Genomic DNA, 14,390 nt, shown 5'->3' with positions numbered 1-14,390 from the left:
GTTTCTCGAATGAATATCACGTTTCTTCTGAACGGAGAGACAGTTGAGCTGGCGGATGTCGATCCTACAGCCACACTGCTGGACTGGCTGCGCGAGGATCGCGGCCTGACTGGCACCAAGGAAGGCTGCAGCGAAGGCGACTGCGGCGCCTGCACCGTAATGGTGACTGACACAGATGGGGCCAAGGCACTGAATTCCTGCATTCTGTTTCTGCCGCAGTTGCACGGCAAAGCGGTCCGCACCGTCGAGGGGGCCAGCGGCCCGAACAATGAACCCCATCCGGTACAACAAGCGATGGTGGACCTTCACGGCTCACAATGCGGGTTTTGCACGCCCGGTTTCGTGATGTCGATGGTTGCAAGCCACGCAAATGGCGCAACAGATCACGATACACAGCTTGCCGGGAACCTGTGCCGCTGCACCGGCTATGCGCCGATCATCCGCGCAGCGGAAGCGGCTGAGGCGCAGCCTGTCCCGGTCTGGGTCAAGGACGAACCCGTTGCAACGTCAGCCGCGCCGACCATGTTGCCCGGTTCGTCTGACGAATTGGCCGCCTTATATGCAAACCACCCGGATGCCACCTTGGTCGCAGGTGCGACCGATGTAGGCCTGTGGGTCACCAAGCAGCTGCGCGATCTGACCCCGGTGATCTTTCTGAACCGCTGCGAGGATCTAAAAAAGGTCACGATCACCGAAGACGAAATCCGCTTTGGCGCCATGGTGGACATGAACCGAATGGGCGAGGCGCTGGCCGATATGCACCCCTCTTATGCCGAGATGATCCGCCGTTACTCCAGCGTTCAGATCCGGCACGCCGCCACAGTCGGCGGGAATATCGCCAATGGCTCACCCATCGGGGACAATCCGCCTGCGTTGATCGCGCTTGGCGCGACCCTTCACTTGCGCCACGGGGATGAACGCCGATCGATCCCGCTGGAGAATTTCTTTATCGACTACGGCAAGCAAGATCGCGGCCCCGGCGAATTCCTCGAAGCTGTCAGCTTCCCGCGCCAGCCGGATCGTCTGAAGTGTTACAAACTCAGCAAAAGGTTCGATCAGGATATCTCGGCCGTATGCGGGTGTTTCAACATCACCATTACAGAGGGCACCGTCACTGATGCGCGCATCGCGTTTGGCGGTATGGCCGGTATTCCAAAACGCGCCTCAAACGTTGAGGCCGCTTTGATCGGCCAACCGTGGACGCCCCAGACCATTCAGGCGGCATTGCCTGCCTTCGGAACGGATTATGCCCCGCTTACGGACATGCGCGCCTCGGCCACCTATCGGCTAGAGACGGCCAAAGCGATGCTGGAAAGATACTTCCTTGAAGATCAGGGTGAAGTAACAAACGTGCTGGAGGTGTCAGTATGAGCGTGACCAAGGCTCTGCCTCATGACGCGGCCCCCCTACATGTCTCTGGTGTGGCGCGATACGTCGACGACATCCCCACGCCAAAAGGAACGCTGCACCTGGCGTTTGGCCTCAGTCCGATAGCCAAAGGCAGAATCACCGCGATGGATTTGTCGGCTGTAGAGGCCGCGGACGGCGTGGTCATGGTCATGACCGCCAGCGACCTGCCTTTTGCCAACGATGTCTCACCGTCGATCCACGATGAACCGCTGTTATCAGATGGCACCGTTCATTATATCGGCCAGCCCGTATTTTTGGTCGTTGCAACAAGTCATTCGGCCGCGCGCAAGGCCGCGCGCCTTGGCAAGATCGACTATGACAAAGAGACGCCGATCCTGACGATCGAAGACGCGCTTGCCGCTGACAGCCGGTTCGAAGACGGTCCGCGCATCTATGCCAAGGGCGATACGGATGCCGCCATTGCCGGCGCGGCGCACGTGATCGAAGGCTCGTTTGAGCTTGGTGGGCAAGAGCATTTCTATTTGGAAGGACAGGCCGCCTTGGCGGTTCCGAATGAAGGCGCGGACATGTTGGTGCATTCTTCGACCCAGCACCCAACCGAGATTCAGCACAAGGTAGCCGATGCTTTGGGCGTTCCGATGAACGCCGTCCGGGTCGAGACCCGTCGCATGGGCGGGGGTTTTGGCGGCAAGGAAAGTCAAGGCAACGCTTTGGCCGTCGCTTGCGCCGTTGCAGCGCGGGCCACCGGCAAAACCTGCAAAATGCGATATGACCGCGATGATGACATGATCATCACCGGTAAACGCCACGCCTTCCGCATCGCCTACAAGGCTGGGTTTGATGAGAATGGCCATATTCAGGGCGTCTCGTTCCACCACTATGCCATTTGCGGCTGGGCACAGGACCTGTCCTTGCCCGTCGCCGACCGCGCGATGCTGCACTCGGACAATGCCTATTTGCTGCCGAATGCCCGGATCGAAAGCCACCGCTTAAAGACCAATACCCAATCCGCCACCGCCTATCGCGGGTTCGGCGGCCCTCAGGGAATGGTTGGGATCGAGCGGGTCATGGACCACGCGGCCTATGAATTGGGGCTGGACCCCGTCGAATTACGTCGTCGCAACTATTATGAGCCCGCACACGCAGTAACCGAACACGCACCCGCTGAGAAACCGATGGGTCATCCCGATCCGCATGAAGACCTGACCAGCCGTGGCGCTGTTGAGATCGGGAACGCTCCGGTGCGTCCTTTGCCTGCCGGTGGCAATACCACGCCCTACGGCATGGAGGTTAGCGACTTTGAGCTTCACGGTATGACCGAGGCGCTTTTGAAGTCCAGCGATTATGCCGCGCGCAAAGCGGCCATCCAGAAATGGAATGCCGCGAACCGCGTGATCAAAAAGGGTATCGCCTTTTCCCCGGTCAAGTTCGGTATCTCCTTCACGCTGACCCATCTGAATCAGGCGGGCGCCTTGGTGCACGTCTATCAGGACGGCTCGGTCCACCTGAACCACGGCGGCACCGAGATGGGCCAAGGGCTGTTCCAAAAAGTCGCGCAGGTCGCTGCTTCGCGCTTTGGCATCCCGTTGGAGATGGTGAAGATCACCGCCACTGACACCGCGAAGGTGCCCAACACATCAGCCACCGCGGCATCATCCGGCAGTGACCTGAACGGAATGGCAGTGAAAGCTGCGTGCGATACGATCCGCGACCGGATGGCCGAATATCTCGCCGAACGTCATCAGGCCGATCCATCGACTGTCATCTTTTCCGAAGGCACCGTTTCGGTCGGTGAAGAACGCTATACATTTGCCGAAGCCGCTGCCCTTGCCTATCAGGGCCGGATCAGCCTGTCGGCAACCGGGTTCTACAAAACCCCGAAGATCGAGTGGGACCGGATCAAGGGGCGCGGCCGCCCGTTCTTTTACTTCGCCTATGGCGCGGCTGTGACCGAGGTCGCCGTCGACACCCTGACCGGGGAAAACCGCATCCTGCGCACGGATATCCTGCATGACGCGGGCGCCTCGCTGAACCCCGCGCTGGACATCGGGCAGGTCGAAGGCGGCTATGTGCAAGGTGCCGGCTGGCTGACGACCGAGGAACTGGTCTGGGACGATACCGGCAACCTGCGCACGCATGCGCCGTCGACTTACAAAATCCCCGCCTGCTCGGACCGGCCGGATGTCTTCAACGTCGCGCTGTGGGAGGGTGAGAATCGCGAGAACACGATCTATCGCTCGAAAGCGGTGGGTGAGCCGCCCTTCATGCTGGGCATTTCGGCTTGGTTGGCGCTGTCAGATGCGGTAGCGGCCTGTGGCGACAGCTATCCGGCGTTGAACGCGCCCGCGACGGCCGAAGAAATCTGGCACGGCGTGCAAAGAATTAAGGGAGGCATCTGATGGGATTTGACCTGGAGGCTTTGAGGGAGGCGATCAAAACCCACGGGACAGTCACCCGGGTGGTTATCGCTGCGATCAAGGGATCGTCCCCGCGTGAGGTTGGTGCTGCAATGCTGGTTTGGGAGGACGGGCAAAGCGGCACAATCGGGGGTGGCACCCTTGAGTTTCAGGCGACCGAAGCCGCGCGGTTGCAAACATCGCAAATTAAGCTGACCCACCACGCGCTTGGGCCCGAGATGGGACAATGCTGCGGTGGCGCGGTGTCCCTGCTCAGCGAGGTCTACGACCTTGAGGCCGTGAACGCACTCGACAGCACTATTGTTGTACGGTCAGCGAAGGATGGTGACATGCCTTTATCCGTCAAACGCCTGCTGGCGTCCGCCCGCAGTCAAGGCATCGCACCTGAACCACAACTGATTGAAGGCTGGATGGTTGAACCGGTACACCAACCCACGCGCAATCTGTGGATCTGGGGCGCAGGCCACGTTGGCCGCGCGCTGGTGGATGTCCTGTCCCCACTGCCCGATCTGGCGATTACCTGGGTCGATACCACGCAAGATCGGTTCCCGGACAGCATTCCACCCGGTGTAACCGCGATTCCGGCTGCCAAACCGGCGGCGCTGGTCCATCATGCACCACGTAGTGCCGAGCATCTTGTGCTCACCTATTCTCATAATCTGGACCTGGAACTGTGCAACAGGCTGCTTTCGCACGATTTCCGCTTTGCTGGCCTGATCGGCTCGGCTACGAAATGGGCGCGATTCCGGTCTCGGTTGGCGGCCCTTGGGCATTCACCCGAACGGATAAGCCGGATCACCTGCCCAATCGGTGATCCGTCACTGGGCAAACACCCGCAAATGATCGCCGTTGGCGTCGCCGCGCAAGTGTTGCGTCCGGCCCGGCAGAATGACTTGAAGAAGGACCTGAGCGCGTGACCACTCCACTCCTAAGTTTGCAGGGGCTGACCAAGGCCTATCCCGGTGTCGTGGCCAATGATCAGGTGTCCTTTGACATTGGCGAGGGCGAAGTCCATGCCCTGCTGGGCGAAAACGGCGCGGGCAAATCGACGCTGGTCAAGATGATTTATGGTTTGGTCAAGCCCGATAGCGGCACCATGACGCTTCGTGGCCAGCCTTTTGCGCCTGCTGAACCCAGGGCTGCGCGCGCGGATGGGATCGCGATGGTGTTCCAACATTTCTCGCTGTTCGACGCGCTGAACGTGGCCGAAAACATTGCCCTGGGAATGGAGAACCCGCCCCCGATGGGCGATCTCGCCTCGCGCATTCGCGAAGTGTCCGAGACCTACGGCCTGCCTTTGGACCCTTACCGCACGGTTGGTGACCTATCCGCCGGTGAGCGTCAGCGGGTTGAGATCATCCGATGCCTTCTTCAAGACCCCAAGCTGTTGATCATGGATGAACCAACCTCGGTTCTGACCCCGCAAGAGGTCAACATCTTGTTCGAAACACTGAACAAATTGCGGTCCGAAGGGACATCCATCCTGTATATCTCGCACAAGCTCGAAGAAATTCGCACGCTGTGTGACCATGCAACAATCCTGCGGCTGGGCAAGAATGTGGGCGAATGTGTCCCCTCACAGACCTCGGCCCGCGATATGGCCGAGTTGATGGTGGGTTCAACCCTGCAAACGCCCGAACGAGCAGGACGTGAGTTCGGTGAAGTCGCACTGGATGTCAGCGGGTTGTCGGTGCCTTCGCCTTCGGAATTCGGAACCGCGTTGAAAAATGTGCACATGACAGTTCGAAAGGGTGAAGTTCTTGGCATTGGCGGGGTTGCCGGGAACGGGCAGGATGAACTGCTGGGCGTGCTGTCCGGTGAAATCCTGACCACCGCAGACGCGATCAAGTTTAACGGACAGCCCATCGGAAAACTCGGCCCAACAGCACGCCGCAAGCTGGGCGTTCTGACCGCCCCCGAGGAACGGCTTGGACACGCGGCAGCCCCGGATATGAGCCTGACCGAAAACGCGCTGCTGACCGGGTCGGTCCGCGAGAGCCTTGAGAACAACGGTTTTCTCAAATGGGCCGAAACGAAGAACTTTGCCGAGAAAATCATAAAAGCGTTCGATGTCCGAACCCCCGGCCCCGAGAATGCGGCCCGATCATTGTCGGGTGGCAATCTGCAAAAATTCGTCATTGGCCGCGAAGTTATGCAAGACCCGGACGTTCTGGTGGTGAACCAGCCAACCTGGGGCGTTGACGCCGCTGCGGCGGCGGCAATCCGACAGGCCATTCTGGATCTGGCCGCCAAGGGTACGGCAGTTGTCTGCATCTCGCAGGATTTGGATGAGCTGATGGAAATCTCCGACAGTTTCGCCGCCCTGAACGAAGGCCGGCTAAGCGCACCGCGTCCGACCTCCGGCCTGACCGTAGATGAGATCGGCCTGATGATGGGTGGCGCGCATGGCATGGAGGTGGCCCATGTCTAAAACACAACAAAAGAGAACAATAACAGGGGGATGAGCGGATGATTGTGTTGGAGAAACGGCCTCAGCCGTCCAAGGCGTGGTCTTATGCCACCCCTTTGGTCGCGGTGGTGGCAACGATGATTTTTGGCGGCGTTCTGTTCGCCATCCTGGGAAAGAACCCGATCGAAGCCATCGGTACCATTTTCTGGGAACCGCTGTTTGGTGAGTTTGCCTTCTACTACCGTCCGCAATTGCTGGTGAAAGGCGCGCCGCTGGTGCTGATCGCAATTGGCCTGTCGCTGGGTTTTCGCGCGGGCATCTGGAATATCGGCGCCGAAGGCCAGTACATCATGGGTGCCATTTTTGGGGCCGGGGCCGGGCTGGCTTTTTATCCGCTGGAGGCGTGGTACATCTTTCCGATCATGGTGATCGCCGGGGCGTTCGGCGGCTGGCTTTGGGCGATGATCCCGGCCTTTCTGAAGGTTCGCTTTGGCACCAACGAAATCCTTGTGTCGCTGATGTTGGTCTATGTGGCCGAGCAGATGCTGGCCTCGGTCTCACTTGGTCTGCTGAAGAACCCCGAAGGCTTTGGCTTTCCCGGCTCGCGCAACCTGCAATCCTATGACAGCGCGCATAATGCCGAACTGATCGCCGGATCAGGGATGCACTGGGGCGTCGTAACGGCACTGATCGCCGTGATTTTCGCCTATATCCTGCTGAACCGGCATATGCTGGGGTTCCACATTCGCCTGACGGGTGAGGCCCCTCGGGCAGCGAAATTCGCCGGCGTGAACCCTGCCCGGCTGATCCTGTTCTGTCTGGGTTTGTCCGGCGCTCTGGCAGGTCTGGCTGGGATGTTCGAGGTCTCAGGTCCTTCGGGCGTGGTCAGCATCGACTTTAACGTGGGCTACGGCTTTACCGCGATCATCGTAGCTTTTCTGGGCCGCCTGCATCCGGTGGGCATTCTGCTGGCCGGGGGCCTGATGGCGCTGACCTATATCGGCGGCGAGATCGCACAGTCTCAGTTGGGCCTGCCAGCCGCTGCCATCCAAGTTTTCCAGGGGATGCTGTTGTTCTTCCTGCTGGCTTTCGATCTTCTGACAAACTACCGCATCCGTGCGGCCCGTAGCGAGGTAGCGTAACATGGACCTTGGTGAAATTAACCCCGTCCTTCTGATCGCCTCGCTGATGGTGGCCGCAACCCCACTTCTGCTTGCCGCGATCGGAGAGCTGGTCGTGGAAAAAGCAGGCGTTCTTAACCTTGGCGTCGAAGGCATGATGATCGTCGGCGCAATCAGCGGCTTTTCGATCTCGGTCGAGACGGGCTCGCCCTATCTGGGTTTTGTCGCAGCCGCTGTTGGTGGCGCGGTGCTGTCGCTGTTGTTCGTGCTGCTGACGCAGGTGGCGCTGGCCAACCAGGTTGCCAGCGGGTTGGCGTTAACGCTTTTTGGACTGGGCTTCAGCGCCTTGATGGGGCAGGGCTACGTTGGGGTCAAACCGCCCAGCATGGGTGAAATCCATATCCCGGTAATCAGCGATATTCCAGTGATCGGCCCGATCCTGTTTCAGCATGACCCGATCCTTTATGTCGGTATCGGTCTGACCGCCGCCGTGTGGGCGACACTGAAATACACGCGGGTCGGCCTGATCCTGCGCGCCGTGGGCGAAAACCACGATGCCGCGCACGCGCTTGGCTACAAGGTGATCAAGATCCGCATACTGGCGATCCTTTTCGGCGGAGCCTGCGCAGGCCTGGGCGGAGCCTATATCAGCCTGATCCGCGTCCCACAGTGGACCGAAGGGATGACCGCAGGCGTGGGCTGGATCGCTCTGGCCTTGGTCGTGTTCGCCAGCTGGAAGCCGTGGCGCGCGTTGCTGGGTGCCTATTTGTTCGGCGGTATCACCGTGTTGCAGCTTAATTTGCAGGCAGCGGGCGTTGCCATCCCTGTCGAGTATCTGGCAATGTCGCCCTACATCATCACGATCCTTGTGCTCGTGATCCTTTCGGCCGACAAGAGCAGCGCACCTGCCTCACTGGGCCGGATCTTCCATGCCTCACACTAGGGGCCAACTGAACCAACTTGGGGAGTAACACATGAAATTCACTTCACTTCTGACAAGCGCCGCCATCGCGCTTGGTCTGGCCACAGGCGCTGTGGCCCAAGACAAAACCAAGGTCGGTTTTGTCTATGTCGGCCCCATCGGCGACGGCGGCTGGACCTACGAGCACAACAAGGGTCGTCTGGCCGTCGAAGAACATTTTGGCGACAAGGTTGAAACCGTGTTCGTCGAATCCGTTCCGGAAGGTCCAGATGCCGAACGCGTGATGACTCAGATGGCGCTGGACGGTGCAGATCTGATCTTCACCACGTCATTTGGCTATATGGATCCGACCATTAACGTTGCCAAGAAATTCCCGGATGTGAAATTCGAGCACGCAACAGGCTATAAGACCGCGCCGAACGTTTCGGTTTATTCGGCTCGTTTCTACGAAGGACGCGCGGTTCAGGGCCATATCGCTGGTAACATGACCGAGTCGAATATCATCGGCTATATCGGATCTTACCCGATCCCCGAAGTGATCCGTGGCATCAACTCGGCTTATATCCACGCCAAGAAGGTGAACCCGGATGTCGAGTTCAAGATCGTCTGGGCCTACACATGGTTCGATCCGGCGAAAGAGGCGGATGCCGCCACCGTTCTGATCGAACAGGGCGCGGATGTGATCCTTCAGCACACCGACTCGACCGCACCACAGGCGGCCGCACAAGAGGCCGGCAACGTTGTCACCTTTGGTCAGGCCTCGGACATGAGCGAATACGCTCCGTTCCCGCGTGTATCCTCGATCATCGACGACTGGGCCCCTTACTACATCGCCCGGACTCAGGCCGTCATGGACGGCACATGGGAAACCGCCAACACGTGGGATGGTATCCGTGAAGGCATGGTTGCAATCGGAGAGATCTCGGACGCCGTACCGGCCAATGTAAAGGAAGAGGCGCTGGCGCTGAAAGCCGCAATGGCCGCAGGTGAATATCACCCCTTCACCGGCCCGCTGAAAAAGCAGGACGGCAGCGACTGGTTGGCAGAAGGCGAAGTGGCCGATGACGGCACGCTGGCGGGTATGAACTTCTATGTCGAAGGTCTGGAAGGTGACATTCCGCAATAAGCGGCACCGCAAAAACACCGAAGGGCTGGCCGCTTGGCCGGCCCTTTTTTGTTCTGCACTACACATTGTTTTGGAATACCTTCGCTCCCTCTGATGCAGGCGATCAACACCGCTTTTGGTCAAGCGGCTTGATGCGCTCCAGCAAGACTGCTTTAAGCGTCCAAGCAGGCTCAGGTGGCGGCGTCCGGCTGGCCTGCACCGTTCAATCGAAGCGTACCGCAGAGGACAAATGATTGATTTCCTTGTCATAGGCGGCGGCATCGCTGGCCTGAGTGCCGGGGCGCGCCTGTCGGCCCACGGGCGGGTAACCGTTCTTGAGGCTGAAGACGCGATTGGCTATCACGCGTCCGGTCGCTCGGCCGCATTGTTCGAACAAAGCTACGGTCCGCCTTCGGTTGTTGCGTTGAACAAGGCCAGCGCGGCGTATCTACACGATGAGAATGGCGGATATCTGACTCCTCGCGGTATTTTGTTGGTCGGTCGCAAGGACCAGCAAGCCGCGTTTGAAGCAGATGCTGCCGCGTTGAACATGCGTGCCATTTCTGCGGCTGATGCAATAGATCGCGTGCCCATTCTGGACTCAGACAAACTTGCCTATGCGGCTGTCAGCCAATCTACATTCGATATCGACACCGACAGGTTAATGCAGGATTTCGTCCGAACCATCCGCGGAAATGGTGGGGCGGTGCTGACCAAGGCGCGTGTCACCTCAATTCGGAAAGACAAGCATTGGATCGTGGAGGCCGGGGATGTTTACGACGCGCGCAAATTGGTGAATGCAGCAGGTCCTTGGGTCGATGAGGTTGCCGCCCTGGCGGGGATCAAACCCATCGGTATTACGCCAAAGCGCCGGTCAATGGCGCGCTTGCCTGCCCCCGGCGGACATGACATCAGGGGCTGGCCGATGCTGTTCGGTGTGGGGGAGGCATGGTACGCCAAGCCCGATGCGGGCAAACTGCTGGTCTCACCGTCCGAGGCCGAGCCTGTGCCGCCTCAGGACGCATATGCCGACGATTTGGTGCTGGCCGAAGGCTTAGCCCGCTACGAAGAGATGGTCATCGAACCCGTCACACGGGTTGAGGCGAACTGGGCCGGGCTGCGCAGCTTTGCGCCAGATGGGACCTTGGTGCTTGGCCCCGATCCGGCAGACCCTTCCTTTATCTGGTCAGCGGGTCAGGGCGGGTATGGATTCCAGACCTCTCCCGCCGCGTCGCAACTGGTTGCTGATCTGGCGACAGGTATGACCCCCGATCTTGATACAGAAACCACAGCCGCCCTCAGCCCGGAAAGACTGCGCCGATGATCAAACGAACCCTTCCCCCTAGCGCCAGCGTTGCAACCAAAGGTCAGGACGGGCGGCTTGTTGCCCCCGCGGCGACCCGCAACGCGGATGCACTTTGCGATCTGCTGGTGAAGTGGGCACCGACCGAAGGTCAGGCACTGGAAATCGCCAGCGGGACAGGCCAGCATGTCAGCGCCTTTGCGCAGGGCTTGCCCGCCTTGAAATGGCAACCGACCGAAGTTGAGCCCGAGCGACGCGCAAGCATCAATTCCTATACTTCGGATTTGCCCAATGTTGCAGAAGCAGTCGCACTGGACGCAACGGCCCCCGGTTGGCATACGAAATTTTCGGATCAAAACCTTATCGTCTTGATCAATCTGGTGCATCTGATCAGTTGGCCGGAAACGCAGGTGCTGATTGCCGAAGCCGCGCAGGCGCTTGCCCCAAAAGGCCGATTTATCCTCTATGGTCCGTTCAAAAGGTCGGGCCGACTGACGAGCGATGGCGACCAGAGGTTCCATGATGCGCTTGTCCAGCAAGATCCGGAAATCGGATACAAGGATGACGGTGACATCGCCAGTTGGATGGCCACCCAGGGCCTGAACGTCCTTGAAGTGGTTGAGATGCCGGCAAACAACCTGACGTTTGTTGCAGAAAAACGTGATAGCTGATCAAGATCAAAGTCGGTCTCAGCACGCTGCAGCATATCCATATCACATTATGTGAAATGGAATGGTGACATGAGCTGGCAGGAAAAGATCAAGGACACGCGACAAGGTCTGCGCGCCCTTAACGGTGCGCTACCGGATACCACCCGCGCATTCGGTGCGCTTGGGGCAGTCGTGAAGCAAGGGGGTGAGCTGGACTACAAAACCAAAGAGTTCATCGCTTTGGGCATCTCGATCGCGATCCGGTGTGAGCCCTGCATCACGCTCCACACCGAAGCCCTGATCAAAGCCGGGGCGTCGCGCGCTGAGTTTTCAGACGTGTTGGCGATGACCATCCAGATGGGTGGAGGCCCGTCGATGATGTACGCCGCCAAAGCGTTGGAATGTTTCGACGAACTGTCCCAATAAAAAAGACCCCGGAGTTCTCCGGGGTCTTTGACTAATCACCCATCCTTGCGGATGGTTTCGTTTTTCGGGTCATAGGGGCTGTCGCAGGTCACGACTGCGTCCCACAGCTTGTCTTGCATCTTGACCTTCAGTTTGGTGCCTTCGACCGCCAATTCGGGCTTCACATAGCCCATGCCGATGGATTTCTCAAACGCCACCGAATACCCGCCCGAGGTCAGACGCCCCACGCGCTCACCTTCCGGAGTGTACAACACCTCACGTCCCCACGGGTCGGCATCGTCCGGCCCGTCGATCAGCAGAGTGCAGCATTTCACGCGCACACCAGTCTCTTCCAGCTTGGCCTTGCCGTAGAAGTCTTTCGACAGATCGACAAAGCGCGGTAGATCAGCTTCCAGCGGGGTCGCATCGCGGCCCAGCTCGGTGCCGAAGGCGCGATAGGATTTCTCCTGACGCAGCCAGTTCTGGGCGCGGGCTCCGACCAGCTTCATACCGTGCTTCTCACCAGCTTTTTCCAGCAGGTCGAACAGATAGTTCTGCATTTCGATCGGGTGGTGCAGTTCCCAGCCCAGCTCACCTGTATAAGCCACGCGGATCGCGTTGACCGGGCACATGCCCAGTTCGATCTGGCGCGCCGACAACCACGGGAAGCGCTTGTTGGACAGTGCGGTTTCGGGGTCGGCGTCTTTGATAACCTCTTTCAGAACATCACGCGACTTTGGTCCGGCGATGGCGAAGACGCCCCACTGGGTGGTCACGTCCTGGATCTCGATGTAACCGAACTCCTCCATCTTGTCCTCGGCCGCTTTACGCAGGTAATCGGCGTCATACTCGGTCCAGGCACCGGCGGAGACGATGTAATAGCTGTTCTCGCCATTGCGGACGATGGTGTATTCGGTACGGGTGGTGCCGTGCGAGGTCAGCGCATAGGTCAGGTTGATGCGTCCGACCTTGGGCAGCTTGTTACAGGTGAACCAATCGAGGAACTGGGTCGCGCCGGGGCCTTTGACCACATGCTTGGTAAAGGCCGAGGCGTCGATCAGGCCAACGCCGTTGCGGATCGCTTTGGCTTCTTCGACGGCATATTGCCACCAGCCACCACGGCGGAAGGAACGGCTTTCCTTGTCAAAGTTGTCCGGTGCATCCAGCGGGCCGAAGTAGTTCGGACGTTCCCAGCCGTTGACCCAGCCGAACTGCGCGCCGCGGGCTTTCTGACGGTCATAGGCCGGAACGGTGCGCAGCGGGCGGCAGGCTTCACGCTCTTCATCCGGATGGTGCAGGATATAGACGTGCTCATAACACTCTTCGTTCTTGCGCGCGGCGAACTCGGTGGTCATCCAGTTGGACGAATACCGCTTGGGGTCCAGCGAGGCCATGTCGATCTCGGCTTCGCCATCGACCATCATCTGCGCCAGATAGTAGCCGGTGCCGCCTGCTGCGGTAATGCCAAAGCTAAAGCCTTCGGCCAACCACATATTGCGCAGACCCGGAGCCGGACCAACCAGCGGGTTTCCATCAGGTGTGTAACAGATCGGCCCGTTGAAATCGTCCTTCAGGCCCGAGTCGGCGCAGGACGGCACGCGTTCGGCCATCGCCATGTATTGCTCGGCAATCCGATCGAGATCCAGCGGGAACAGGTCTGCTCGGAAGCTGTCTGGCACACCATATTCAAACCGTGCGGGTGCACCGTGTTCGTAGATACCCAGAATCCAGCCACCGCGTTCCTCACGCGCATAAGATTCGTTGTCAGCGTCACGCACAACGGGGTGCTCGGGGTTGCCTGCCTCACGCCATTTGACCAGTTCAGGGTCTTTGTCCATGACGATGAACGTGTGCTCAACCGGGATTGCGGGCATCTTGATGCCCAGCATCTTGGCCGTGCGCTGTGCATGGTTGCCCGACGCGGTCACAACGTGTTCGGCGGTGATCACCACCTGCTCGTCGGAGGGAACAAGGTTGCCGCCCTGCTCAACCATCTTGGTGCAGGTGACTTCCCAATGAGTACCGTTCCAGTGGAAGGCATCGGCCTGCATTTTGCGCACGATGTCCACGCCGCGCTGACGGGCACCTTTGGCCATCGCCTGAGTCACGTCAGCGGGGTTAATGTAGCCGTCTTCGGTGTGGTAAATCGCGCCCTTCAGGTCGCCGGTTTCGATCAACGGCCAGCGTTCCTTGATCTGATCCGGGGTCAGCCATTCGTATTTGACATCACAAGTCTCGGCCGTGGATGCATAGAGCATGTATTCATCCATACGATCCTGCGTCTGCGCCATGCGCAGGTTCCCGACCACGGCAAAGCCCGCGTTCAAGCCGGTCTCTTCCTCAAGCGTCTTGTAGAAATCGACCGAGTATTTGTGGATGTGAGTTGTCGCATAGGACATGTTGAACAACGGCAGCAAACCGGCTGCGTGCCAGGTTGAGCCAGACGTCAGCTCATCCCGTTCGATCAACATGACATCGTCCCAGCCCGCCTTGGCCAGGTGATAGGCAATCGAGGTCCCGATGGCGCCGCCGCCAACGACCAATGCTTTGACTTGGGTTTTCATAACCGGGCGTCTCCCCTTGAATTCAGTTGACACCATATGGCGCAATTGAAGACCCCGGCGCGACATTCATCCGACCAGTGAGAGAAAGAAAACGACCCGCTATTCAATACGGGCCGTTGATT

The 14,390-nt window shown here is 59.2% G+C and carries 11 protein-coding genes; 10 read left to right on the top strand and 1 reads right to left on the bottom strand.

From position 1 onward, the window contains the following. Positions 1–9 precede the first annotated feature (9 nt). The 10 genes from xdhA to AVO44_RS19735 all read left to right on the top strand — a co-directional run bounded on the left by xdhA (position 10) and on the right by AVO44_RS19735 (position 11,725). On the top strand, positions 10–1,371 hold the full coding sequence (xdhA, locus tag AVO44_RS19780) for a xanthine dehydrogenase small subunit (protein ID WP_068340965.1): 1,362 nt from the start codon (positions 10–12) through the stop codon (positions 1,369–1,371). Beyond that, the gene (gene xdhB, locus AVO44_RS19775) at positions 1,368–3,770 is read left to right on the top strand and encodes a xanthine dehydrogenase molybdopterin binding subunit (RefSeq protein WP_068340962.1); all 2,403 of its coding nucleotides are present in this window, start codon (positions 1,368–1,370) and stop codon (positions 3,768–3,770) included. Before xdhA ends, xdhB begins: the two co-directional genes overlap by 4 nt. Further along, positions 3,770–4,705 carry a xanthine dehydrogenase accessory protein XdhC gene (xdhC, locus tag AVO44_RS19770; RefSeq protein ID WP_068340959.1) on the top strand — a complete coding sequence of 312 codons (936 nt, stop codon included), beginning with the start codon at positions 3,770–3,772 and terminating at the stop codon, positions 4,703–4,705. Before xdhB ends, xdhC begins: the two co-directional genes overlap by 1 nt. Continuing rightward, positions 4,702–6,219 carry an ABC transporter ATP-binding protein gene (locus AVO44_RS19765; protein ID WP_068340956.1) on the top strand — a complete coding sequence of 506 codons (1,518 nt, stop codon included), beginning with the start codon at positions 4,702–4,704 and terminating at the stop codon, positions 6,217–6,219. Before xdhC ends, AVO44_RS19765 begins: the two co-directional genes overlap by 4 nt. Before the next feature lie 38 nt (positions 6,220–6,257). After that, positions 6,258–7,340, top strand: a complete 1,083-nt coding sequence (locus AVO44_RS19760; RefSeq protein WP_068340950.1) for an ABC transporter permease — start codon at positions 6,258–6,260, stop codon at positions 7,338–7,340. Position 7,341: 1 nt separating this feature from the next. After that, the gene (locus AVO44_RS19755) at positions 7,342–8,262 is read left to right on the top strand and encodes an ABC transporter permease (protein ID WP_068340947.1); all 921 of its coding nucleotides are present in this window, start codon (positions 7,342–7,344) and stop codon (positions 8,260–8,262) included. 31 nt (positions 8,263–8,293) lie between these two features. Beyond that, positions 8,294–9,367 carry a BMP family ABC transporter substrate-binding protein gene (locus AVO44_RS19750; RefSeq protein ID WP_068340943.1) on the top strand — a complete coding sequence of 358 codons (1,074 nt, stop codon included), beginning with the start codon at positions 8,294–8,296 and terminating at the stop codon, positions 9,365–9,367. A 229-nt stretch (positions 9,368–9,596) separates the two neighbouring features. Next, positions 9,597–10,670 carry an NAD(P)/FAD-dependent oxidoreductase gene (locus AVO44_RS19745; protein ID WP_068340942.1) on the top strand — a complete coding sequence of 358 codons (1,074 nt, stop codon included), beginning with the start codon at positions 9,597–9,599 and terminating at the stop codon, positions 10,668–10,670. After that, positions 10,667–11,320 carry a DUF938 domain-containing protein gene (locus tag AVO44_RS19740; RefSeq protein WP_068340941.1) on the top strand — a complete coding sequence of 218 codons (654 nt, stop codon included), beginning with the start codon at positions 10,667–10,669 and terminating at the stop codon, positions 11,318–11,320. The genes AVO44_RS19745 and AVO44_RS19740 overlap by 4 nt, the downstream gene beginning before the upstream one ends. A gap of 69 nt (positions 11,321–11,389) precedes the next feature. Then, positions 11,390–11,725 carry a carboxymuconolactone decarboxylase family protein gene (locus AVO44_RS19735; protein WP_068340940.1) on the top strand — a complete coding sequence of 112 codons (336 nt, stop codon included), beginning with the start codon at positions 11,390–11,392 and terminating at the stop codon, positions 11,723–11,725. A gap of 35 nt (positions 11,726–11,760) precedes the next feature. Here the strand turns inward: AVO44_RS19735 and AVO44_RS19730 are convergent, their stop codons facing one another. Beyond that, positions 11,761–14,268, bottom strand: coding sequence for a GcvT family protein (locus tag AVO44_RS19730; protein WP_068340939.1), 2,508 nt, complete (start codon positions 14,266–14,268; stop codon positions 11,761–11,763). Positions 14,269–14,390 lie beyond the last annotated feature (122 nt).

This window comes from Ruegeria profundi (assembly GCF_001507545.1).
Classification (GTDB): Bacteria; Pseudomonadota; Alphaproteobacteria; order Rhodobacterales; family Rhodobacteraceae; genus Ruegeria; species Ruegeria profundi.
Note: the sequence above shows the minus strand (reverse complement) of the source record. Positions and strands in the feature narration are given on the sequence as shown.